Source organism: Pseudomonas mandelii, assembly GCF_024138395.1.
GTDB lineage: Bacteria > Pseudomonadota > Gammaproteobacteria > Pseudomonadales > Pseudomonadaceae > Aquipseudomonas > Aquipseudomonas mandelii_E.
Window position 1 is genome coordinate 297,717 of sequence record NZ_JAMYDU010000004.1, and the last position, 25,022, is coordinate 322,738.

Below are 25,022 nucleotides of genomic sequence, written 5' to 3' on the forward strand. Positions count from 1 at the left end.
TGCGTTGCATCCTCTAACACTGAGGTCTGGTTACAGCGAGTGACTTATTGCTTGTTGCTGCTTATCGCGTGGGTTGCGCTAACCATGCTGAGTTCCCAGGCGATCGCCGCTTCGGCAATTGGCGGCGCTGCTGGTAGCGTGCCCACGCGTCATACAGGTGAAGCCGCCACGTTGTTGCCGGATGGCCGTTGGCTGCTTAGCGGTGGTGCAAACAATGGCGCAGCAGTGGCGACACTCACCTTGATCGATCCAGTGACAAACACCAATACGCTGTTTGCAGGCAGCCTGAACATTCCACGCCAAGGCCATACGGCTACCTTGTTGCCGGATGGCACGGTGCTTATCGTTGGCGGCATCGGCGCGGACAGCAGCCCCCTCAACCAGGCAGAGCGTTTGAATATTCAGACGCAGCAGTCGCAGCTTGTTACTAATGCTGCTTTTACTGCACGCACTCAACATACGGCCACCCTATTACTGGATGGTCGTGTTCTGTTGGCGGGAGGCCTATCGACGCAACATGTCGCGCTATCCAGTGCAGAACTGTGGGATTCCCGGACCGGAACGGTGACTCAATTACCCGCCGGCTTATTGAGTGCCCGTTATGGGCATACTGCGCAAACCTTGCCTGCGGATTCCGTCCTGATCCTGGAAGGCAAAGATCAAAGTGGTCAACCGGTGACGCTTGGCGAGCTTTATGACCCATCCCGGCAAATTTTCTCACTGCAGAAGGAGAACCAATCCGGCTTGCTAGCGACGTCACCCTCCCTGCAAAGTCCGCCGCAAGTGCAAGCCAGTCTGCCTGCCGCAAATGCCAACACAGTTGCTGTCAGCAGTTGGATCAGCCTGCGCTTCTCCAAGCCGATGGCGGTGAAGTCACTGAACAGCAACACCGTGACGGTGATCGGCCCGACCGGTCAAATTACCGGCAGAGTAACTCCCGTGGAGAACGGGCAAGCGGTGTTCTTTGTCCCAACGCAGGAGCTATTGCCGGATACGCATTACAGCGTCTTTGTCAGCGGCGCCAAGGACGCGAGTGATACTCAACTCCCACTTACGGGATACAACTTCACTACGCAGACCCTGACCGCCAGTGCTGCGCCCACGGGTACCAGTAATAACTCTCCTGACGCCCTCAATGACCAAACCAAGCCGCTGGCCAATCCCCCTGGTCCTGATATGGCCGATACCGGCCCTGAGGACTGGATCCCGGGTCGGGAGCATTTCACGGGGGACTGGCGCGCCAATCGCCCGCCTTCCCCCTTACAAGCCTTACCACCGTTGCAAGCTCCCCCGGGGGTTACAGCCCTGGCGGGTCAGGTGCTGTTGATGAATGGAAAGGCAGCCGTAGGCGTGAAATTAAAAATGGGCGAACAAATCGCCACTACGGACGCGACTGGCCGCTTTCTACTAAGTGGTATCAATACCGGGAATCAAACGCTGAGAATCGATGGCTCCGGTGCCAACAAGCCAGGCCGTCGCTATGGTTTTTTTGATGATCTGGTCGTCATTTTTCAGGATGGCAAAACGCAGTCCCTGCAATACACCATTTGGTTGCCTCGTACCGATACACAACATGCCGTGAGCCTGTCGTCGCCTACGACAAGTGAGGTGACTGTCACTACGCCTCATATTCCTGGTTTGGAGTTGCACATTCCCCAAGGAACAGTCATTCGTGACGTCGACGGCAAGGTCGTCACCTCAGTCAGTATCACGCCTATCCCTGTTGATCGGACTCCATTTCCGCTGCCCACGCACGGCATCCCTGTGTACTTCACCATCCAGCCAGGCAGTGCGAATCTACAAGCCATCGATCCCAAAAGTTTTCAGGCAGCACAGATCATTTATCCCAATTACAACAGCCGTCCGCCCGGCTCGAAGATGGACTTCTGGACTTATGATCCGGGCTATAAAGGCTGGTATGTCTATGGTGAGGGGTTAGTTTCCGCGAACGGTAAACAGGTGATTCCCGGTGACGGAGTTGGTATTTATGAGTTCACCGGAGCCATGGTCAGTTTGCCGTCCCTGGCGCCCGCGAAAAACCCTACAGCCGGAGGTGGTAATCAGTTACTGGGGGTTGCTTCGAGCGACAAAGCCGAGCCAGTGGATACGTCTACGGGATTGTTCACCTACCCACACACCGACCTGATGGTCTCCGATACTCTCCGACTCACCTTGACTCGCACTTACCTCTCCGAGGACACACGATCGCGCGCCTTCGGCGTCGGTACCAATCACGTGTATGACATTTTCATGGTGGGAGATACCGCTCCTTGGACCTATCAAGATCTGATTCTGTCGAATGGCGAGCGTATTCACTTCAGCCGAATCTCATCAGGTACGACTTACGCGAGCGCGGTGTACCTGCACAACAGTTCCTCGTTTAATCGGTATCAGGGCGCGACCATCTCCTGGGTCGGCGGTGCTTCGCCGTGGCTGCTCAAGCTAAAAGATGGCTACCAAATGTGGTTCCCGGATGCAGAAAGCAATAACGTGCCGGCAAAAGCAGCCATGACTCAAATCAAGGACCGTGTGGGTAATACGATCACGTTGACGCGAGCCTCCAACGGAAATTTGCAACAGGTGACATCGCCCAACGGACGCTGGCTAAGTTTTACCTATGACTCAACCAATCGTATTACTCAGGCCAGCGACAATATAGGTCGTACGGTCAACTACACATATGACAGTAGTGGGAATCTTGAGACAGTAACCGACGCGAATGGTGGTGTGGAAACCTATACCTATGACAGCTCCCACCACATGCTGACCATTACTCGGCCCAACGGGAATGTACTCCTTAGCAACAGTTATGATGCCAATGGGCGGGTCTCCCAGCAAACCCTGGGTTATGGCAGCCCCGTGGCTGGTACCTATCAATTTGCCTATACACTCAGCGGCAGCCAAGTCACTCAGACGGATATTACGGATCCTCGCGGCAATATCGAGCGCTTGGCATTCAATGGGGCGGGCTATGTCACAACAAACACCTATGGCCTAGGTCTGCCCGAGCAGCAAAGCTATAGCCTCCAGCGCGATGCCACCACCAATATCGTGACGTCCGTCACTGATGCCCTGGGTCGAGTGACCGGATACGTGTACGACGGTGCCGGCAACCTTACCAGCATTACCCGATTACAAGGGACAGCACAGGCCGTAACGGACAGCTATACCTACGACGCATCATTCAATCAACTGACCAGTCACACCGACGGCCTGAGTCATACCACCAACTACGGCTATGACAGTCTTGGACGCCTGACACAGATTACCGATCCCTTGGGCAATGCCGTGAAACTCAAGTCGAATGGCCAAGGGCAGATAACGCAGGTCACCGATCCTATCGGCGAGGATACGACGCTCCATTATTCTCTTGGTGATCTCGCCAGTGTTAGCGACCCATTGGGGCGGACCACTAGCTATCTCACTGATACTGTGGGACGCGTCATGGCAATGGCTGACTCCGTGGGGCGCCGCATCTTAATTGACTATGACGTGCTGGATCGTAAAACCAAGATTACAGACCCGCTAGGAAGCGCTACCACCTTTGCTTATGACACGAATAGTAATCTTCTGAGCGTCACCGATGCCAAGAACGGAGTGCATACATATAGCTATGATGCTCGCGATCGCCGCGTGACTTATACCGACCCATTGAATGCTACGCAAAGCTGTGACCTTGACAGTCTAGATAATGTGACACAGTGGACCGCCGCCAATAGCGTCATCGCCACTTACACTTATGACGCCTTAAATCGGCGTACGCAGTCAGCCTTCGGGCATACCCTGATTGGCAGTGGTCCTTCGTTGACAGCGCCGGATGCCACGGTTGGCTATACCTTCGATGGTGGTAACCGCCTGACACAGATCGTGGATACTCAAGGCGGTACGATCACCCGCAGCTATGACAATCTGGATCATCTGCTCAGCGAGACGACACCTCAAGGCACCGTCTCCTACACATACGATGCAGCTGATCGTCGCACCAGCATGACGGTGGCGGGTCAAACAGCAGTAAATTACACCTATGACGTTGGCAGTCGCCTGACCAATCTCAGTAATGGCAGCCAGAGTGCGGCGTTCACCTATGATGCGGACAACCGTCGTAGCACCTTGACCCTGCCCAACGGAGTGACCGTCGGTTACGGCTACGACAACGCCGGCCAACTGATCAACCTAAATTACGTCAAGGTCGGTACCAACCTTGGAAATTTGAGCTACGGCTACGACAATGCGGGTCAGCGAGTGCAACTTGGCGGCAGCTTGGCCCGCACTACCCTCCCCAGCGCCGTGAGCGCAACCAGCTATAACGCCGCTAACCAATTGACGGCATGGAGCGGCGCCTCTTTGCAGTATGACGCCAACGGCAACATGACCAGTGATGGCAGCAATACCTACACCTGGGATTCACGCCAGCGCCTGAGCACGCTCACGGGCACCGTATCCGGGAGTTTCAGTTATGACGCGGTCAACAGGCGCAGCCAGAAGACGATTGCCAGCCAGACCACCGGTTATGTCTTCGATGGCATCAATCCGGTGCAAGAACTGACCGGTACTGTCCCCCCCACGGTACAGGCTAACCTCCTCACGGGTGGCGTAGATGAAGTATTCAGCCGCACTGAGGCCAGTGGCAGCACCTTCAACCACTTAGTTGATGCGCTGGGTTCAACCCAAGCGCTCACCGATAGCAGCGGAGCGCTCACTACTCAATATACCTATGAGCCTTACGGGCAAACTAGCAGCAGTGGCTCCGCCAATGCTAATAGTCAGCAGTACACCGGCCGGGAAAATGATGGCACGGGCCTCTATTATTATCGGGCACGGTATTACTCCCCGGGCTTTGGGCGTTTTATTTCGGGAGATCCAATTGGCCTTGCGGGAGGGGTCAATACGTATGCTTATGTCACTGGAAATCCAATAAGTAATACAGACCCGCAGGGGACATTTCTGGTTGGTCTTGTGGGAACTGGTGTCGGTGCAGTTGTCGGAGCAGTCACAAGCCTAGTCGCACAGGTTGTGCAGAATGGTGGGAATTGGTCATGCGTTAGTTGGGAGAATGTAGGTTGGTCCGCAGCTACTGGTGGTATTGCCGGCTTCCTACTCACTACTTCTCTCGGAGGGAGTGTCTTTGGAATTGCCGGAGTCGGGGCAACTACCAATTTATTGAACTACGGCTTGACTACAACACCCAGCGATTACTCAGCCGCTGGAGCCAGCGCCTCAGCGATTAGTGGTGCGGTAGGCGGTGCTATCGGTGGAAAGTCGCCTAATCCATATATGTTTATAAAGCCCTCACCAACCCTAAATGACTTAGGTCTAGTTGGTCAGATGGTAGGTAAAAAGACCTTAGGCATGGGAGTTCTTGGCGGAACTGTCGGAGCTCTTGACTATACAAAAAACACTCAAAAAAAATAAAATAAAGAGAATTAAACATGAACAAAAAAAAGCGCGCATACATCATTCAGTCATCGTTGGCCATGTGCTTATTGACTATTCTAGCCTTGATAGCCTCAATAAAATTTGCATCCGCCGAACAACTAACATTTTCGACAAAATTGGCTATATGGGGATTTTTCCTAATTATCGAAACTGGCTTCGTTATTATCATGTTCCGTGCTTACAAGAAGATCGATGATTTAGACCAAAAGTAAAACTGGCTCATTACATCTTGAACAACCGCGAGCGGAGCCACCGAACCAGCTAACTCTGGAAGCGGCCATTATGGAGCTGCCACTATTGTAAGCGTCCGCCCAACACACCTTGCGTGATTAAGCGGGCGCCCAGCTGTGCGGCAACAGTTCGGTAATCTCACTCGCCCGCTGCGTCGGCAGGCGTGTAAGAACATCCTTCAAGTAAGCATACGGATCATGCCCGTTGAGCCGCGTCGACTGGATCAAACTCATGATCGCCGCCGCACGTTTACCGCTGCGTAACGAGCCCGCGAACAGCCAGTTCGAGCGGCCAAGAGCCCACGGCCGGATTTGGTTCTCGCACCAATTATTGTCAATGGGTACGGCCCCGTCATCGAGGTAGCGCGATAGCGCTGCCCAGCGTTTCAAGCTGTAATCCAGCGCTCTGCTGATAGCCGAGCCTTCAGGCACGAGATCGCGCTGGGCGATCATCCAGGCGTGTAATGTCTTCATCACCGGCACGGCTTTTTCTTGCCGTATTCGGCAGCGTAAATCCGGCTCCAGGTCGCGGATTCGCTCTCGATTTCGTACAGTAACTGGATATGGCGCAGCGCTTGCTCGGCGAGCATGCTTTTGTTGGTGGCGTGCAGTTCGAAGAACTTGCGCCGCGCATGGGCCATGCAGCCGATCTCGGTCACGCCGAGTTCGAAGCTGGTCTTATAATCGCCAAAATCATCACACACCAGCTTACCCCGCCAGTCTTGCAGGAAGTTGCGAGCATGCTCACCGGCGCGGCTGGGGCTGAAGTCATAAACAACCGCTGCCGTTTCGCAGAATTGGCTAGTGGCGTAGGCCCAGACATAAGAGCAGTGGGTTTTCTTCGAACCCGGAGCGAACATCTGCACCGGCGTTTTATCGGCATGAATGACCTGCTGCCCGAGCGCTACGTCGCGCAACGCATCGACTAGAGGCTGTAACTGCACACCTGTCACGCCAACCCATTGCGCCAACGTTGAACGTGGAATCGCCAGGCCCGCTCTACCGAAAATCGATTCCTGACGGTAAAGCGGCAGATGGTCGGCAAACTTCGCGATCATGACGTGGGCCAGCAACCCGGCAGTCGGGATACCCTTGTCGATGACCTGTGCCGGAACGGGTGCCTGGATCAGCGTTTCGCAGTCATCGCAGACCCACTTGCCACGGACATGACGCTCGACGGTAAACACGCCGGGCGTGTATGACGTCCTCACCGATGCCCTTGAGTGGACAGCCGCATAGACAGTGGGTGTTGTCCGGTTCGTGATGGATCAACGTGCGTGGAAATTCTGCCGGCAACGCGGTGCGCTTGGGCTTTTGCTTTTTCTCGGTCGGCGTAGGGGCTGTTTGCAAGGCTTGAAGTTCAGCTTCAATCGCCGCGATATCGGTATCGATCAAATCGTCGAGCAAGCTGGCCAGCTGCGGATTCAACTGCTCGCTGCGCTTGGCAAACTTCAAGCGCTTGAGTTGCGCGATCTCATGGGTCAGTTTCTCGATCACCGTCTGGTCGCGGTTGATCTTCTTGCCCATCGTCTCGACTTGCTGGTCGAGTGTCTCGACACGCTGTATCAACTGCGTCGCCAAAGCGCGCAGTTGTTCAGGGGTAAGGCAATCGAGATTGGGGAGCGAAGTCATGGTGCCGATTTTGCCAGACCAGGCCATTCGCGGCGATAGACCGATAGGCTAATGGCAGCCGTTAAAGCAGTGTGATCGCACCGCCGGAGCCCGCGCGCTGCCACGGCAGGCCCAACACCAGGGCCTGGAGTTGCTCGGTATCCAGCTCTATTTCAGCGCCATGGCGAATGCCTGGCCAGTGGAACTTACCTTGGTTCAACCGGCGAGCAGCCAGCCAGATGCCGAAGCCGTCATGCACCAGAACTTTCATACGAGTGGCGCGGCGGTTGGCGAACAGATAAGCACAGTGCGGCTTCGCCGCACCGAACACCGCGATCACCCTGGCCAACGCAGTTTCGGTACCGGCACGCATGTCCATGGGGTCGGTGGCGAGCCAGATGGAATCGATGCGGATCATCGCAGCAGGTCTCGAAGAAAGGTCGCGCAGGCAGCAGCACTTTCGGTTGGCCAGTTCACTTTGACGGTGCCGCGCGGGTGCTGGATTTCAACGTAGATATTCGATGCTGCTGCGTGCGAATTTTCTACGGCCCGCTGCATGGGTAACGGAATGAATGCAGGTTGCAGCGCCGTGCTTTTCTGCGCTTGCACCCGAATCCATTTATGGACGAGGTTTGCGTTAAGGCTATGGCTGAGCGCGATGCTGGCAATCGAAGCGCCGGGCTGGGCACACTCTTGAATGACTTGGGCTTTGAAAGACTTGGAGTAGGAACGGCGTTGTGGCTGCATGAAATACCCGCTTAAAGGCTAGAACTGGTGCCCACTTAAATTTAAGTGCACACCATGTCCTGGCCTTGCGGGGCTGGGTAGATGACTTGGCCGGACGGATACCTTGCGGCAGATCCATTGGCGCCTCAATCACCTAGCCTGCAAAAGTGTTGCACTCTGGCTAACCGGGCCGAATAGCCCTTCTTGGTATTGCTGCCGCCAGCTAAATACCCGGTTGGCCTTGACGTCATGTTCGCGAGCGATCAACGAAACGGTGGCGCCAGGTTGGTGGCTGGCTTCAACGACTTGGCATTAAAACCCAACAACCCAACGTAATGTTGGGACAACGGCCGGTTCGGCGGGCGGGGACAGTTATATCCAAGATAGTGTCCACTAAAAAATGGTGGACACTATCTTGGCTAAATTAGGTGGTCGTCGAAAAGGCGGTGCTGGTCGGACGGTTGCTTTGATTGTGATCGCGTTAATCAATGGTTGCAGCAGATCAAGGGCACCAATCCATGAGTTTGGAGAGTGTCTAGAAAACCTAGGATGATTCAGTATCGAGCGCCCTCCTCCTTTGAGGACACTCGAAACGAGCGTTACAAAATTGAGATTGGGTAGTCGACAATCAGGCGCAGTTCGTTGACATCCCCCTCAACCTGATCAGCATTGCCACGGTGAATTGCCTCACGGAGGCGAAATGACAGGTCTTTCGCCGGTCCGGATTGCACCACATACTTGGCCTCCAGGTTGGTTTCGTGGTGTTTACCATCGTCACCGTAGCCATAGTCGCGGTACCGGCTGTCGGTCGCCATCTTCGAGCCATCGATGCCGCGACCGTTGACATAGCGGGCCATGAAGCTCAGACCAGGTATACCATAGCTGTCCATTTTGAGATCATAACGTAATTGCCAGGACTTCTCTTCTGGACCGTTGAAGTCAGAGTACTGCACCGAGTTGGCGAGGAGGATAGAGTCACCGGTATCCCCCGGGCCGTTGATACCGAAGGCCACGTAGTCGAACGGGGTGTTACCGTGGACTTTCTGATAGGCCAAAGTGATGGTGTGGGCCGAGAGGAAAGTATAGGCGGCAGCTAACGACCAGGTCGTGTTACTGATGTCACCCGCGCTGGCTTTGCCGGTATCGGTGGTGCGGTAGATATTGCCGTCCAGATTGATCGATTGGTCATCGGTCAGCGGGATGGTGTAATTAACATTAGCGTAATACTGCCGCCAGACATCCTCCAGCCTGGAAACATATAGCGACATGCTGAGAGCATCGCTGACCGCATATTTGCCACCAAGGTAGTCGATGCTGCTGGTCTCAACGTTAGCGTAGGAGGCATAGATTCCATGATTGCCATTGGTCGTGACCGGGCCATTACCGCCGGTGAAGTGACCACCATCCAAATCCAGTCCCTTGATCTCGCTGCTGAGTATATTGAAGCCGGCGGCAGTCTGCGGCAACAGACGCGTTCCTCCAGCAGCAAAAATCGGGGCAACTGGCTGCAAGTCCCCCCATCGCAGCTCTATCTTTGACACCCGCAGCTTCAGTGCGCCACCGGCGCGGCCGTATTCGTTCTCAGGTGAACCGTCCTCTGGCACTGGCAGATTGCCAGTGCCAGAGGTCCCAGCTCCACCGTCCAGACGAATGCCCCAGTTACCGAAAGCCTCCACTCCGAAACCAACAGTGCCCTGGGTGAAACCCGAGCTGTAGGTCGCGATGAAGGCCTGGGTCCAGTCCTTACGGTCCGCACTCCCAGATTTACGGTCACTATTGTAATAAAAGTTGCGCAACAACAATGAAGCGCTGCTGCCCTCAACGAACCCCTTGGCCTCAGACTGATCACTAACAGCTTCAGCAAAAGCCTGTTTCAGCGATGCGCCTGCGATTGTCAGTGCCAGAAACGAAATTTTAAGTGACGACATAACCTACCCCTTCTTTATACAAATATTTGGCGGCAGTTTCTTTCATCCAATTTATTTCAAGAGCACATTTTCCTAAAAAATGCTATATAGTAGTAATACGTATAGCAAGACAGATTTTTTATTGCGGATAAAAATTACTATTAGGCAATGACTAAAATCCAATCTTTTTCTTAATATTCATAATTAATGAGTTTAATTTCACTCGCTGTTCCTCAATCTTTATTCTTGTAAGGGATGGAGATAAAGCTTGCACAAGGCCGTGCTGTTTACTTCATCATCCTTTGGTTTTGACCGCCCCCCGCATGGGGCGGTCTTTTTTTAAAAGGGCCGACTGCACCTGAGATCAACAACGAGCACTAACTATAAGGCTTAGAGACAACCCAGCTTCGAAGCTTCATTCAAGTCAGCTAGCCCTATGTCAAGCATAGGCTCACTGACCTCAGTCTGATTGTTTCACACCGCGTTTTTAGCCCAGCATCGCATTCTGTGCAAGAGTTGCCGCCCTCCTTCCACTGACAGCCGTTGACGTCCAACGGTGGAGACACGACATGCATCCGCCGCCCTGCCCACTGGGCACCTTAACCTTGATAAAGATTGAGGCTAATTATCATTGATCGATATGAATTTTAAGCGAATTAGGCAGTAAATTGAGTAAATTGGGCTAACCACTCATATAAGGCAGGCCTTACATTTATCGCCACAGCTGAAATATTTTTAGTTGCTCACCCAAGCATTAGAAAAAGCAATATATACATGCCAAAACCAAGAGGAAAAAACCCCATGAGAACATGGTTTATTACTGGCGCTAGCCGTGGCCTAGGCCGCGAGATTGCACGTGCAGCTTTAAAGGGAGGTGATCAGGTAGTCGCGACGGCCCGTAACCCGGAGTGGATTAAATCGGGGCTTCCTGGTTTTGGTGATCGTCTTCTTGCGCTCGCACTCGATGTCACAAATCAAGACGCTATTGAGGCCGCTGTCGATAAGGCTGTGAAGCACTTTGGTCGTATCGACGTGCTCATCAACAACGCCGGATACGGCCAGCTTGGCGCCTTCGAAGAACTCTCGGTTTCTGCGATCGAAAAACAATTCGCGACAAACCTATTTGGCGTATTCGCAGTGACTCGAGCGGTGCTTCCAGTAATGCGATCACAGCGCGCGGGACATATTCTAACGGTGTCGTCTACAGCTGGCATCATCGGTTTTGATGGGGCGTCGATCTATTGTGCGACCAAATTTGCGCTAGAAGGCTGGTCAGAATCGTTAAGTCTCGAACTCGCTCAATTCGGAATTAGGACTACCGTTGTTGAGCCCGGAGGATTCCGCACTGACTTCCTCGACTCTAGCTCGGTCGCTTATAGTGACATTTCAATCCCTGACTACGCTGCATATTCGTCTAAACGAAAAGATGCCTTGGACGAATATAACCATAATCAAGGTGGCGATCCGGTGAAGTTTGGGAAGACAATAACCATCTTGGTTGCTACACAGGAGCCACCAGTCCGCTTCGCTGTTGGATCTGATGCATATGGTGTCGTTAGTAACAAGGCGAATATTCTTCGCGCCGAAGCCAACAGATGGCGTGGTCTATCCATAACTACTGACATTGCGGTAGAGCAACAATCCGGAGGATAGAAATATAATGAGCGATCAGCGAGTTAATTTTCCTTGGCGTAGATTCATTGTAGGCAGTAGGCACTGTAGCTTTCGTTATTGGAGCTGCAATTCCGTTTTCATCAACCGACAGAACCTACAGCGCTGACTCCCAACACGCTTGTTCTTATCGAACCTCATGATCTCGCAACAGCCGCCAGCAAGTACAAAGCATATTGAATTTGTGCCTGAGATGACACCCTCTGTTGCGGAAGAGTTCAATGCTGACTAGTCAACTATTGGGAAGAGTCCGCACAGACTAATCTTGCCATACATCACTATTTTATTGCGCTCAGAGACGTTGCAACGAAGCTCATTTGCTCGGCTTCTACTATTTGACCGGCCAAAGACTTGTCTTGCTTTCTAATTATCTTTTTAGACAGTAAATTTGATGGAGGGTACCAGACAACTAACCCCTTTTCGTTACCAAGCGTCGATACCGGCTCTCTTTTGGAGAAATCAATGACATCTCTTTTTGAACCATTCAGCCTTAGGGTATCACCTTACGTAATCGCATTATTGCTTCTCCCATATGCCAGCCAGTACCGGGCTGGCAGTGGCTTTACTAATCATTGGCATAAAATCCATTACGCGATGCTCGCTCATGGTGGCATTGGGCAACGCATCGTCGAACCGCCTGGCAGGAGGAGTGCCGGCCGCGCGTTACCACGCAGGCTTTTCCCGGCAACTCAAACGATTGCTAGCTTCCTTCGAATAGAGCACACCGCCATGAAGCGAATCCCTCTTACCTGTTATTTCCTCCTGCTCTTGGTACCTTTCGTTCAGCCGGAATTGACCTTAGCCGGGGATCAGTCTAGCGACTTTACCCGCCCCCATTTACAAGATTCCAGGCCGCCCATAAACAACAAGTCCCAGCCTGATCGGGCCATGCATGCGGACTTGTCCACGTTTGCTGATGAAGCCTGGATACTGCCCGTCCGCAGCGCTCACTTGAGCCCCGGCAAGCTCACGTCTCGCGCCCTGAACATGCCGGGCTTGCGTCCTTTTTTCCTGGTCGGTGACGATCCCCAATCGCTGGCTTGGCTGCGTCAACGCGCGGCTGAACTGGAGGAAATGGGCGCGGCTGGCCTCGTCGTCGAAGTGGCCGACACTGAAGCCCTGGCCCGGATTCGAGCAGTTGCTCCGGGCATCACCATCCTGCCGGTCACCGGCAACGACATCGCCACCCGCCTGCAGATCGAGCACTACCCCGTCTTGATCACTGCCACCTCGCTGGAACAGTGAGTCCAGGTCATGGCCGACCATGCGATGGAGTCCAGCTCCGGCCCGCGGTGGATCTGTACACCGTAGCGATCTGCATCGCTGCCGCGGTGTTATTCGCCCTGGGCTGTGGCCCTGTTACGCGAGATCGGGCTGGTTGCAGCGCTCGCCTATACCCTGTTCGGCCTTATCCGCCTGCAACAAGCTTGGGAGGTGCTGCGTTATCGGCTCAATATCCGCGGGCTGCCTCGCTACGAATTGATCAGCCAGCAGATTCCGGCCAGTCGTAAGGCACGGCTTTCGCTGGGCCCGCCTGCACACCCCATGTTGGGTCGGCGTCCAGAAACAAACACGGCATCGACCATGGCCTGTCCTAATCGGATAACAATAGTGAGAAGTTGCCGATCAACCTCCACGCCGATGAGTTCAACGAGTTGATGGGTGACGAATTCATCCCGCTAATCCATAAGCGGCGGTAGTGCCGGCCGGCATCAGCCCGCTCTATCAAAGACGCAGGCGCCGTGCCCGGCATTCAACTTGGCCACGCCGGCCGCAAAGCAGGTTGCGCATCACCATGGAAAGGCAGATAAGACAGACCCTCGGGCTTGGGAGCCTGTGGTGCCAAGTGCTCTGCCGTACATGCCTGACGCTCCACATGTACCACGCAAAGTGATGCTACAAGGTAAGCGTATGGCCAAATCACCTATACGAGCCGAGTGTACGAAAAAGGATACTGGTGATCGCAGATTATTACCTTTAGAAACGCAAGAACACTAAAAAACCAGCCAGCAATCTAAAGTTCAAGGACGTTCATTTTTTGGCGAGTCCATAACGATGTAACTGGTGATCGAAGACACGTGCGGCAAGATACCGAGGACGTCTGTGTGGAAAATTTTATAGGCCTTTATATCCTCAAGTTCGACCCGCAGCAGATACTCAACTGCCCCAGTTATCGTGTGGAACTCTACTACATCTGGACATAAGCTGATCGCGCGCTCGAAAGCCTCCAGGCTGTCTTTCGTGTGATTAGAAAGTCCAACGGCTACATAAACGACAAAACCAGCTCCCAGGCGGGATCGATCAATCACCGCACGATATCCAGTAATGACCCCAGATCGCTCAAGCTCTTGCACCCGCCTAAGGCATGCGGAGGCCGAAAGGCCAACCCGCTCGGCCAGCTTCAGATTCGTCTGACGTGCGTCAGCCGTAAGCTCCTGCAATATTCTTCGATCTATTCTGTCCAAGCTGGTCATTTATTGTTCCATTACTAGATATTGCCGCCATTATGCAATCAAAATGCGAGCCGTTCGCGATAAAATAGACCGCTCATCAATCATTCAATTAGAAGTGTATTCATGACGGATCTCCCAGTCCTACTACCATTTTTGATCTTCGCCGTTGTTATGATGGGCACCCCTGGCCCGAACAATGCCATGGTGCTTGTGTGTGGTGCGCGAGCAGGAGTCTTACGCTCAATTCCCCTGGTAAGTGGGATTGCCTTGGGAGTCGGCTTGCAGTTCGCTGTATTGGGGTTGGGCCTTGGTGCCCTTTTCGAGGCGGTTCCAGGTTTTCACATGGCACTAGGAATCCTCGGGGCAGGCTACATCCTTTGGCTCGCATGGAAGATCGCAACCAGCGGCCCGCTAGAGCTGCATCAGGATACTCGGCCGCCAATGGGGTTTATCGGAGGGGCCGCTTTTCAGTGGATAAATCCCAAGGCGTGGGCTCTTTCGATTAGCGCGGCAGCAACCTATATCCCCGTCGATAACCATGTTGTGAATTTATCGATAGCTGCCGCTCTGTTGGCCACCGTGGCAATTCCCTGTGTCGGCATTTGGGCAGTAGCAGGAGTTGCGCTGCGGCGCGTATTAACGCGTCCGAACCTTGCCTTAACGTTCAATATTGGCATGTCCATTATCCTGATTCTGGCAACCATGCCTGCTATATTTCGGTTAGCTACACAGCAATACTAGGGCCCAATCCAAGGCTTTCGCAGCGGAAGCCCACCAATGATCTCACTCTCGATACGTCAAGCCGAGCGGCTGCGTTCTTGTTCGCCAAGAGAATCCGGAGATGTTCGCACTTTGGTAACTACGTGCATCGAATGTGTGATCAAGAGCCGTATGACGGGAGACTGTCACATACGGTTTCTGTGAACAGCCGAGGGGGGAACTCGCTTCGGCTGACTCGACTTGCGGGGTCGTTACTCGCGGCAAACGCACGGCTGCGATCATGAGTTCTCACGTGCCAGCGCGCGCTACCCGATCGGAGACCTCGGAATGTCAAGGATGCGTTCCTTTGCCGGTGTTGGGATCCGTTGTTCCCGCACAGGTGGCAGGAAATACGCCCCTGAGTACAACCGGTTCCAGATACGGTAAAAGGTTAATCACGTTACCGATCAAAATCCGCGAGCGTCTGACCATCACACCCCGGCGCGCCACGGTTGCGGCGCACATCCTGGTACGCCATCCACACCAGTGATTTTGATATTTCGAATGCTTTTCGCTGCACTAAAACGTCATCCTCGTTCGAATTGCGTCCTGCACAACGAAAGTGATCTCCCCTTCGCTCCAGCCCAATTACGGGTCTTTTATCCTACTACGGATGAGTCCGTCCTTATCCACTCGATACGTGCTAAAGGATAGGTTTTTACGTTCCCCATAATGGCTTGGCTCAGGCGCTTGCTGCCTTAACAACGGATAACTTCTCGGGGTGCGGCTATACAAGCCTATTTTGACACCAGTGGAGATTTTATCGCTACATCAATCAGTTCACTTGCGTTCTACTACTTGAGCCTTACGCGACAGTAGTTTCTCTGCCTTCTCCGAATCGCTGGGGTTCATGGAGAGGTTATCATAAAGGTACAGTCTAGATTAAAAATTTAGCTAAACGATGTCCCGTCCTATTCCTATTCGTGGAACTACGTATTCAAGCAAGTAGCAATTTTACGGTATATCACATTATCGACATACAACTCACAAGAAGAACATCATGACCAACAGTACTGCTATCGCCAATCTTGAAAGCATCGCCTTTCAACTATCTCCCCGCTGCGCAGGTGATAACGCACAATCGACGAATGATCAATTTCAACGAGGCCTTCACGAATCTGTTCGGCTACAAGCGGGAGGAGATTCTCGGCCAACTAATCCGACACCTGTATCCGTCGCAAGCTGACTATCAGGATACTGGAGAGCGTAGTTTGGAATGTCTAAGAATGAACCCTCTTTACACTGATGAACGATTTATGCGGCATCGAAGCGGCGAGATTTTCTGGCTTAGGGCGAACGGGCGCACACTCACACCACAGGACCCATTCGAGATGATCTTGTGGCATTTTGAACGGCTCGAGCGCGTTTTTCGCTCCTTGGCGAACCTCACCGTGCGCGAACGCGAAATCTCTACATATATTGTGAATGGTCTGACTTGCAAGGAAATCGGACGCCTGCTTGCCATCTCCCACCGAACCGTAGAGGCACACCGCGCACGACTCATGAGAAAACTTGGAGCCAAGAATACCGCAGAACTGGTATCAAAAATCATAGTTCTGGACTGAAAGCTGAGCTGAGCTGAGCCGCCTTCGCGAACTCAACCAATTGTGTAGCGCGACTGCTGACAATAACACAAGCGAACGAGATAGTCGGTCGCTGCCCGGCCCACGCCGTGAATAAAGAGCCTATTTCCTTGATCAGTAGTTGCACTACTTGAGCACTGTCTTATCACTTGACCGCACATTCATCACACCACCAGCACAACAACAATAAATTTCTGTGCCCGACAAGCAGATTAGGCAAAATAATGGAAAAATACGACATTGATCATTACGACATATATGGATAGCCTTTGACAAACAAATTGATCATAAAATCCACTTTTGAACCATTATCAACACTGCCCACCCCAGCACTCTATCTGTATCAACAATCAGAAACAGATAGAGTAACACGAAAAAATCAGGTCAGATCTTTGGCAACTGCAAAGGACCTAGGATTGGACAGTTCCCTAAAGCCATGAACCCCATGATAAACACCGATTCCACTTTTATTCACGCCACCAAATGGAAGTTCTGTATTTTGATATGTGGAAAACCAAGAGTTAACATTGGTATTTCCAGCCGATGTATTTTCCAGAACCATTTCAACAAAGCTATCATCGTCGGCGAATACATACATGCTCAAGGGTTTCCCATTCTCCTCGATAAAATCAAAGACTTCATTCATATCTCGATATTTCCAGACAGGAATTACAGGCCCAAAGATTTCATGCTGCATGATGTCAGAATCTAACGGGGCATCGACTATAATGGTAGGTTCAATCACAAGCCTTTTCTCAAAGGCTCTTCCGCCTAAAGCAACACTCGCACCACGGGCTAAAGCATCATCCAGATACCCTTTGACCCGTCGATAGTTACTTTCATTAACAAATCTTGAGGTTCTACTAAACTGAAACTCTCCATCTACGTAAAATAAAGATTCCAGCTCACGCTTCATAGCATCGAGAAACTCATCAAAACGATGCTCGGGCAAAGCAACATAGTCCACGCTCTGACAAGCCTGTCCTATATCGTATGTGGCAGCTTGGGCTATTATTTTAGCTGCCTTCGAAAGAGAATATTTATCATCAATAATAGCAGGACACTTACCACCCAACTCAAGAGTAACAGAAGCCAAATGTTGAGCCGCCGCCCCCATAACTATTTTTCCAACCCTCGGACTACCGGTCAAAAACACATGATCTATTGGCAATTTCAGTAGCTCATTCGAAACCTCTATATCACCTTCAAAAACAGCTACCTGTGCCTCCTCAAATACTTCCCTAATTATCTTCGCCGCGACCTTACTCGATTCCGGCATCATCTCGTTAGTTTTAACAATAGCGGAGTTCCCTGCCGCCAAAATAGCTACCAACGGAGTAAACAGAAGGTGGATTGGATAGTTCCACGGAGCAAAAAGCAACACTACTCCTCGCGGTTCATATCGCACAGAGTATTCTGTCTCACGCCCGTCAACTACTTTGGACCTATAACTTACCGGCCTCATCCATTCTTCAAGCTGAGCCACTGTTTCATCGATAGCGTGTATAGGCATATCAATTTCAAGCTCAGCACCTGAGCCAGGTCGCTCAATATCTAAAGCAAGAGCTTTTTTTATATCATCCCTATATTTTATGATGACATCCTTTAGCTTCAAAAGCTGCTTAGAACGCTCTGCCGCAGGCATCGCCTTAAAAATTCTTAAGCCCTTCTTCTGCAATTCAAAAATATGACCAGCATTTTTATCCGTGCTCATACCTGACCTCATATGGAATATCAAACTATAAATGCACTCCAGAAGCACAGCTCCTTATCAAGTGCTGCCAATAAGATATTATTAAACTCGCACTTAGACTAGAGGTAGACAAGTTCATGCGCCTTTGATTAATTAGCAACAATTCCGAGCATAAGCAATTCACTTATTAGAATCATAAAGGAATTCAGCATGAAGCGAGATGAACTTAACGATCTGGCCGCATTCATAATAGTCGCAGAGGAAAAGAGTTTCACCCGTGCAGCCGCTAAGCTAGGGATCTCAATTTCCGGATTAAGTCGTTCCATGCGTAGTTTAGAAGAGAAACTTCAAATCCGGCTACTCTCAAGAACAACACGTAGTGTTTCACCAACAGAAGCTGGGGAGAATTTACTCAGGTCCTTACGTCCGGCATTTCATGAAATTGAACGCGGGCTTTTAAATATTAAGACATCATCAGGTAGATTATCCGGAACAATAAGAATCACAACAAACAAACATGCAGCCGCTGCTATATTATGGCCGGTCATCCCTCGATTTCTCTCTTCGCACTCAGAAGTAAAAATCGAAATTGCTGTAGCCGATGAACTAGTTGACATCGTTTCATCTAAATTTGATGCTGGAATCAGGCTTGGAGAAAAAATTGATAAAGACATGATTGCTGTACGAATCAGCCCGGATGTCCGACCTGCTATCGTCGCTACTCCAAACTACTTCCGATCACACTCTAGACCTAAAAACCCAACAGAACTTTCCGGGCATAATTGCATTAACTATCGAATGGCCAGCTCCGGGGGGCTCTATGCCTGGGAATTAAAAAAAAATGGACAAGCTCATCGAGTCCGTGTTGAAGGAACGCTTATCGTAAATGATATTGACCTCTTACTACATGCAACTCTTACAGATCATGGGATAGCTTGGTGCCCGGAAGACGTGGTCATACCGTATATAAAAACAGGAGAGTTAATCCGAGTACTGGAAGACTGGAGCGAACCATTCACCGGCTATTACCTTTACTACCCAAACCGAAGACATTTGGCACCTGCATTAGCAGCCTTCATAGAGGCAATCCGATATCACCCATAGCGTTAGAAGCGCACACTTATTCACAACAAAGCTATGCGTCACATTAAAATATTAGGCAATATAATTTACCTTTCAATCTTCCCTTTTTGCTCATTAGACTTGAGCAAACTACGCAGGCGTACAACATCCCTATGTGGAGGAGCATCAAAAGCTCTTCTGTACTCTCTACTGAATTGAGAGGTACTTTCATAGCCTACTTGTACAGCGGCTCTACCAGCATCAAAATTTTCGTTTAACATTAACCAACGAGCCTCCTGCAGTCGCAATGCCTTTTGAAACTGAATCGGAGTCGTGCCAGTAAGCGAACTAAAGTATCGACGAAATGTAGAGGAACTCATGTGCACACTATCCGCAAGCTGATCAATATTAAGACTCTTTGAATAATTCTCTTTTAGCCAGGCGATGGCACTCATGATCTTTTTCTCATTCGATCCCAATGCGACGAGACCCATAAGTATTGAGTCAGGCTTATCCATTAACAATCTAATTATAATCTCCCGCTCTATCAAAGGAGCTAGCGACGGGATATATTTTGGTTCATCAATCAATCGGACCAATCGAACTAACGCATCTAGTAAAGAGCCGGACAGAAACTCGATAGACCATCTCGCTACTGCATCTGCATTCTTTTTGTTAATACTCAGCTCAGCCGCAACCTGCATAATCTCGCGCCCATCAAATTCCAGCATAAGTCCAAGAAATGGCTGCGATGGGCTAGCTTTCGTTATGCGAGAAACTGCAGGCATATCGACAGAAGTTAGCAATGCTTGCCCTACTGCATAATCGCGAACGCGATCAGCCAACATCACTCGCTTTGCGCCTTGCACAATAAGTCCCACTCCTGGTTCAGAAACACATTGCATGACCGCAGTAGGGTTTGATCTACGGTATAACTTAAGCTTGGGAATTCTCGTATCGTAATCACCGTCTGACAGAGTCATCCTTTCAATTAAAGAGGCAAGAACTGCAATATTACCTTCACCATTCATAACGTACTCACCGATACAATCCAACAACTAAAACCTCAAAACACCTTACTTAACATACCATTTCTACAGGCAAAAATTCAAGACCTTCAGTTTGCTTTGAATAAGAGCAAAGCGCTATTTCACCATATCCATCAGCGCCCGATCAACCACCGAACCAAAGGAATAATCATCGCTTAATCATGTGAAAGCACTCGACCCAACTTAATATCTTTTGCCCCTTGCAATCAGACGCCCCTGCAAATCCAAACCTAATTAGCTCGAATAGAATGCCAAACCTGACGAATTAATTTTATAATATTCAATTATATTCACCCTAGAATTCCGCTCTTTATTTAAACTTTCACCCTTAGCGACCGATTAGTATTACTTACTGATTAGTTAGAAGCAAACTTATCACCCTCCTCATCAAGACAAAATGCCGAGTCAATCTTTTCAGAATTATTATTGCATTTTATTTTTTAGAGTCAGTCTTTTTCAAATTATTCCCACCTTTCTCCACGCACATTTCTTTGGGTTATTGCGAACAAGGCATTGTATCTTTCGATATATTGCTAGCAGGCATTATGTACATTCCGCTTACACTCCTCAGACCGGCATGAACTATGTTAATTAGATTCCGAAGACTTATTTAGGCAAATGCTTTTCAGAGGACAATCAAGGCGACGCCCCATAGAATGATGACAGCAGAGAAACAGACTGAGGTTCGTATTTTTCCCAGCTCAAGGCCGGACATTTGATATATTGATTGTGCTTGGCGGGATAAAAAAACACTCAGAGGGATCACGTCCTTGAGTAGCGCCAGAACCAGAATGAAATCAAGAATGAAACTTATCTGACTTATAGAGTATAGGTCGTGACGCACAGCGTCAGTGCTTGGGCAGCGGAGTTCGTCACTTTGACAGCTTAACCACGAAAAATCATGATTTGGCATTCAACAATGCTAGCTCAGTATCGTAATTTGTTTAATATAGGACGCCTCATAGCCGCCTACGTCAAGATGGTTTCTGGATTCTCGATTATCAGATTCAGGACCTACCCACACTTCCTGCCTCTATCACTGTAATTTCCTTGTCCCCCTTGGTACTTCCGTCGCCTCGCTTCCCCTTGTTGTCGCCACTATTGCTCTGGTGGTTCTGGCCAAATGAGATTTTCTCCGTTTCCTGGGTCAGAGAACGGCACTATTTCCAAGGCAAGCAGAGCATCAAGTTATGCATAATTTGGCCATGCGTGTTTTCTGCAAGAAGCTGTCCCATAAAAAAGAAGGTCCATTCTCACTAAGGAGAATGTGGGTGTACACTATTTTTTATGGCCCGCTATCCAGACTAACCGTTGCGGTGCGTCCAGCGACAAGCGCTATCCCTTGTGGGATTTCATCAAGAGCTATTCTAATTGGAACACGCTGAGCCAGGCGGACCCAACTGAATGTTGGATTAACATTGGCTAGAAGCGACCCGCTAACTGTGACTCGCTCACGATCTTCGATACCCGCCGCAAAGCCTTCAACATGACCATGCAGTGTGCGGCTTTCTCCCATGAGTCGGACAGAGACCGACATACCGACTTGCATTCGAGCTAGTTTTGTTTCCTCAAAGTATCCAGCAACGTAATAGCTGTCACTATCAACGAGTGCCATCACCGGCTGCCCTGTCATAGCATAGGCACCAGGTCTGAGGGAAAGATTGGTGACGATCCCATTGACGGGGGACCTTACCACTGCACGCGAGTAATCTATGCGAGTACGCTCCAGCTCAGCAAGAGCTTGGGAAACAAGCGCGCGGGCCTGTTCCAAGACGGTCTCGCGATTGTCCCGTTCTTGTTGGGATGCTACTCCCTGAAGAGCCCTGTAGCGCCTACTTTCTCGCTCCGCGGCCTTAAATTGCGCCTGGGCCATGGCAAAATTGGCCTCAGAAGCCTTGACATCGTTTGCCAACCGTACCTGATCGACAATAAAAAGAACATCGCCACGGCGGACCGGCTGGTTGTCGTGAACACGAACCTCCTCAATCCTGCCGGAAACATCGGAAGCGAGTGGTACAACATCTACGCGCACCTTGCCATCTCGAGTCTGAGGAGCATAGGTGTAATAGGCATACAAATACCAAAGCACCACGGCCGCCATTGTTGCCATGATAAAGGTAAGGAGGACTTTTAGCATGCTTGCTGAATATTGTCTAAAGAACATGTTGATGGCAGCCAGTCGTAATTAAATTGAGCACAATGAATACTACTCCTACTAGAATAAAGAAAAGAGAAATGTCAAACAGTGGTCGGTGCCAAACATGGCGGTACAACCCTGTAGAGTGAAGCAGCAGTGATAACAAAATTCTGATAAGCATTGCCGTTAGCAGACAGAACAATAGCGGGGAAAAAAATACACCACCGATATCAAGTTCACCAATCATGATGTCGGCCTCCATTCGGGCGCGCCCACAAACAATACGAGACGCAGGCTGATAAGCCCCTCCATCAAGGGAGAAACTTTCTCATAAGGAACTCGCCATGCTGCCAGCAACGCCGAATCGATTTTAGCCAGTACTTTAAGCGAAGGTCGCCATGGAGTGTTCATCTCGCATTCATTACGTATTTGGGCAAGAAGCGACTCGCTGGCGTCCCGTACCTCTCCGCCAAACCACTGGCTAGTGTAACGAATAGATGCAACACAATCGCCTACCAACATCCAGACCAGTAATCTTCCACCAGGATCTTCGAGTTGAGAACTGCCCGGAATGCGCACAAACATACTTGCGTCACGATCCAGCGCACGACTCACATAGCTTTCCCTACTTTGAAGAGTGGCATGGCGGGTGAGATCGATAATGTCTTCGCGTTCAAGCTGCATGAGTCGCCGAGCAACTCGTGCAGATCCCATATGACGAACTAGCCCGATGCAAAAATAGCCAATGCATATTCCTAGCAAGGTTCCACTGCATACATCCAAGAACGTACCGAAATCCCACGGCGTGTAGGTCGCCTGTAAATTAATATTGCTTAATGCTATTGCCAGCAGTAGGACCGCGAACGGATTGGAGGCAGCCCAGACACCAAGGGGAAGCATTACCAAGCCCATGACTAGAACGAACGTTACAAAGTCTTGGGCATGGGGGAGCAAGACGTAATTAAGAAATGCAGCAACTGCCAACCCCAGAGATGTGAATCTTGCAAAGGCAGCAATGGCATGACCGGCTTCATCCATGCCGCCAAAGAATGCAAGCGCCACTAAACCCATCACGATTGCATTGGCCCCTTGCCCCCATCCTGTGAGCCACCAGATCATCATAAGTACGATATATGCAAGCAACATTCCGCCAGCAACACGGCGCGCCATATAGAAGTCAGGCTGAAGAGGTAACTCTCGCGCTTCCAAAATCCGCCACTTCAGTGATTTTCGGGCCGTCTTCGGATCGTCGAGAACAGCTTCGATCTTTTTGACCTCTATCCAAAGATCTGCGGTCTTGGCTACCAGTTCTACAAGACCCATTGAAATCAGCCTATCCCACGGGGAAAGTGATACATGATCTAATTTGCTGATCCGAGACGGTGAAATGGTATCAGCAGCTACGTGGCCAAAACCCTGCGCAGATGCATGTAAGGTCAATTGAGAGGAGAGAGCGGCCCGTTTATCGGGAGGCAATGCAGAGAGGCGTATCTCAATGGCTGATAACAAAGGCATCAACCTCAGCAGGCGCTCTTGGATGGCAACGATACATTGTCGTTGCCAGTGGTCGATCAGGGGGTCGTATCGAAGTTGCGCTGCCATCATAGACATGGAAATGATGTCAGCAACGGTACGACGACGATCATGGATGAATTTACTTTCACTACCGTGCAGATGCAGTACATCATCAATCCAGGTAGACATATCCTTGAGCCACCCATTTAGACGGCCCTTAATGATAGGAGCCATGGACCTTGGTGCGATAATGCTGTCGATAACTGTACAGCAGAAAATACCGACGCCGATTTCGCAAATACGGGCAAATGCTGAGTCGAACATTTGTTCGGGATGATCGATGCCGACGAGCACTATCAACAGCAACGTCACACCATAAAGCTGGAATCCATAGGCACGAGGCATGCGATCGAGAATTGCCCAGCCGAACGCACAAGTGCTAAGTAAACCAGCAAGAATGATGATCAAAACAGGGGCATGGGAAAAGACCCCAGTAATTGCCAATGCGCAGATACCAGCACAAATGGTGCCAACAAAGCGGTAAATTGCCTTGGATAGAACAGCTCCCGTCATTGGGTTCATGACGACACAACAAGTGACAATAGACCAGTAGCTCTGTGGTAATCCCATGCGTACCGACAATGCATATGCAAACATGGCTGCCACAAAAAGCTTCGCTGAGAACAACCACTGTGTGGGCCCAAAGCTTTTCACGTTTTACGCTCTACCTTGATCAAGGCAACTGACCGTAATTCAAGCGTGCGCAAGACTCTTGTCGCCGTCTCTATATCCTCGTGTGATAAGTCTTCAATTAATCGACGACGCAGCATAGCAAGCGTTTTCTCCATATCCTTAGCTAGCCGCACGCCCTTAGGAAGAAGCTTAATCTCTTTTACGCGCCGGTCCTCAAGCACATCTCGACGCGTCAACAATCCCAATGCCTGTCCTTGGTCCAGCGTCCGGACGATAGCAGCAGGGTTTACCCCAAGTTCGACAGCGATGACGCTCTGTGGTACCCGCGGCCCCGACCGCCATACGAGAACAAGCACGGTTGCTAGCGGAGCTGATAATCCCGTACCTGCCATGCCCATGCTCGCTACCGGAATCCAAGCACGCCGAGCGGGCTGTATAGCTACCGTTAGGTTGAAGAGCAGTGAATCAATAGTGTTCGTAGAGCGTTCTGCCATGTC

16 protein-coding genes and 3 pseudogenes are annotated in these 25,022 nt (G+C 50.8%); 7 read left to right on the plus strand and 12 right to left on the minus strand.

Going from position 1 to position 25,022, the window contains the following annotated elements; translation table 11 throughout:
• Nucleotides 1–84 precede the first annotated feature (84 nt).
• Nucleotides 85–5,412 carry an RHS repeat-associated core domain-containing protein gene (locus tag NHU87_RS09840; protein WP_253547879.1) on the plus strand — a complete coding sequence of 1,776 codons (5,328 nt, stop codon included), beginning with the start codon at nucleotides 85–87 and terminating at the stop codon, nucleotides 5,410–5,412.
• A 353-nt stretch (nucleotides 5,413–5,765) separates the two neighbouring features.
• Here the strand turns inward: NHU87_RS09840 and tnpC are convergent.
• From tnpC to NHU87_RS09875, 5 genes and pseudogenes are all read right to left on the minus strand, one after another.
• Nucleotides 5,766–7,298 (minus strand): annotated as a pseudogene (gene tnpC, locus NHU87_RS28480) (IS66 family transposase).
• Nucleotides 7,299–7,359: 61 nt separating this feature from the next.
• Nucleotides 7,360–7,695, minus strand: coding sequence for an IS66 family insertion sequence element accessory protein TnpB (tnpB, locus tag NHU87_RS09865; RefSeq protein ID WP_253547883.1), 336 nt, complete (start codon nucleotides 7,693–7,695; stop codon nucleotides 7,360–7,362).
• On the minus strand, nucleotides 7,692–8,024 hold the full coding sequence (gene tnpA / locus NHU87_RS09870) for an IS66-like element accessory protein TnpA (protein WP_253547885.1): 333 nt from the start codon (nucleotides 8,022–8,024) through the stop codon (nucleotides 7,692–7,694). The genes tnpB and tnpA overlap by 4 nt, the downstream gene beginning before the upstream one ends.
• A 129-nt stretch (nucleotides 8,025–8,153) precedes the next feature.
• A pseudogene (locus tag NHU87_RS28485) lies at nucleotides 8,154–8,300 on the minus strand (transposase); the annotation flags it as partial.
• 302 nt (nucleotides 8,301–8,602) lie between these two features.
• Complete coding sequence (locus NHU87_RS09875; protein ID WP_253547887.1) at nucleotides 8,603–9,931, minus strand: OprD family porin; 1,329 nt, start codon at nucleotides 9,929–9,931, stop codon at nucleotides 8,603–8,605.
• A 780-nt stretch (nucleotides 9,932–10,711) separates the two neighbouring features.
• Here NHU87_RS09875 and NHU87_RS09880 point away from each other — a divergent pair.
• From NHU87_RS09880 to NHU87_RS09890, 3 genes and pseudogenes are all read left to right on the plus strand, one after another.
• Complete coding sequence (locus NHU87_RS09880; RefSeq protein WP_253547889.1) at nucleotides 10,712–11,563, plus strand: oxidoreductase; 852 nt, start codon at nucleotides 10,712–10,714, stop codon at nucleotides 11,561–11,563.
• Between the two features lie 747 nt (nucleotides 11,564–12,310).
• Complete coding sequence (locus NHU87_RS09885) at nucleotides 12,311–12,826, plus strand: integrating conjugative element protein (RefSeq protein WP_253548066.1); 516 nt, start codon at nucleotides 12,311–12,313, stop codon at nucleotides 12,824–12,826.
• A 9-nt stretch (nucleotides 12,827–12,835) separates the two neighbouring features.
• Nucleotides 12,836–13,145, plus strand: a pseudogene (locus NHU87_RS09890) (type IV conjugative transfer system coupling protein TraD); the annotation flags it as partial.
• A gap of 457 nt (nucleotides 13,146–13,602) precedes the next feature.
• Here NHU87_RS09890 and NHU87_RS09895 read toward each other — a convergent pair.
• Nucleotides 13,603–14,055: an Lrp/AsnC family transcriptional regulator gene (locus NHU87_RS09895; RefSeq protein WP_253547891.1), complete on the minus strand. Its 453-nt coding sequence runs from the start codon at nucleotides 14,053–14,055 to the stop codon at nucleotides 13,603–13,605.
• 102 nt (nucleotides 14,056–14,157) lie between these two features.
• On the opposite strand from NHU87_RS09895, the gene NHU87_RS09900 reads away from it, so the two are divergent.
• Nucleotides 14,158–14,775, plus strand: a complete 618-nt coding sequence (locus tag NHU87_RS09900) for a LysE family translocator (RefSeq protein WP_253547893.1) — start codon at nucleotides 14,158–14,160, stop codon at nucleotides 14,773–14,775.
• Between the two features lie 1,106 nt (nucleotides 14,776–15,881).
• The gene (locus tag NHU87_RS09905; protein WP_253547895.1) at nucleotides 15,882–16,358 is read left to right on the plus strand and encodes a PAS and helix-turn-helix domain-containing protein; all 477 of its coding nucleotides are present in this window, start codon (nucleotides 15,882–15,884) and stop codon (nucleotides 16,356–16,358) included.
• Between the two features lie 397 nt (nucleotides 16,359–16,755).
• Here the strand turns inward: NHU87_RS09905 and NHU87_RS09910 are convergent, their stop codons facing one another.
• Nucleotides 16,756–18,090 (minus strand): aldehyde dehydrogenase family protein, encoded by a 1,335-nt coding sequence (locus tag NHU87_RS09910; RefSeq protein ID WP_253547897.1) that lies wholly within the window; start codon nucleotides 18,088–18,090, stop codon nucleotides 16,756–16,758.
• A gap of 189 nt (nucleotides 18,091–18,279) precedes the next feature.
• Here NHU87_RS09910 and NHU87_RS09915 point away from each other — a divergent pair, with 189 nt between their 5' ends.
• Entirely contained in the window at nucleotides 18,280–19,173 is an 894-nt protein-coding gene (locus tag NHU87_RS09915) for a LysR family transcriptional regulator (RefSeq protein WP_253547899.1), read from the plus strand.
• 65 nt (nucleotides 19,174–19,238) lie between these two features.
• Here NHU87_RS09915 and NHU87_RS09920 read toward each other — a convergent pair whose 3' ends face one another.
• The 5 genes from NHU87_RS09920 to NHU87_RS09935 all read right to left on the minus strand — a co-directional run bounded on the left by NHU87_RS09920 (nucleotide 19,239) and on the right by NHU87_RS09935 (nucleotide 25,019).
• The gene (locus tag NHU87_RS09920; RefSeq protein ID WP_253547901.1) at nucleotides 19,239–20,162 is read right to left on the minus strand and encodes an AraC family transcriptional regulator; all 924 of its coding nucleotides are present in this window, start codon (nucleotides 20,160–20,162) and stop codon (nucleotides 19,239–19,241) included.
• Nucleotides 20,163–21,465: 1,303 nt separating this feature from the next.
• Nucleotides 21,466–22,344, minus strand: a complete 879-nt coding sequence (locus NHU87_RS09925; RefSeq protein ID WP_253547903.1) for an efflux RND transporter periplasmic adaptor subunit — start codon at nucleotides 22,342–22,344, stop codon at nucleotides 21,466–21,468.
• Nucleotides 22,334–22,579, minus strand: coding sequence for a DUF1656 domain-containing protein (locus tag NHU87_RS28495; RefSeq protein WP_367399022.1), 246 nt, complete (start codon nucleotides 22,577–22,579; stop codon nucleotides 22,334–22,336). Before NHU87_RS28495 ends, NHU87_RS09925 begins: the two co-directional genes overlap by 11 nt.
• Nucleotides 22,561–24,546, minus strand: coding sequence for an FUSC family protein (locus NHU87_RS09930; RefSeq protein WP_367399023.1), 1,986 nt, complete (start codon nucleotides 24,544–24,546; stop codon nucleotides 22,561–22,563). The genes NHU87_RS28495 and NHU87_RS09930 overlap by 19 nt, the downstream gene beginning before the upstream one ends.
• Nucleotides 24,543–25,019 (minus strand): MarR family winged helix-turn-helix transcriptional regulator, encoded by a 477-nt coding sequence (locus NHU87_RS09935; protein WP_253547905.1) that lies wholly within the window; start codon nucleotides 25,017–25,019, stop codon nucleotides 24,543–24,545. Before NHU87_RS09935 ends, NHU87_RS09930 begins: the two co-directional genes overlap by 4 nt.
• Nucleotides 25,020–25,022: the final 3 nt, after the last annotated feature.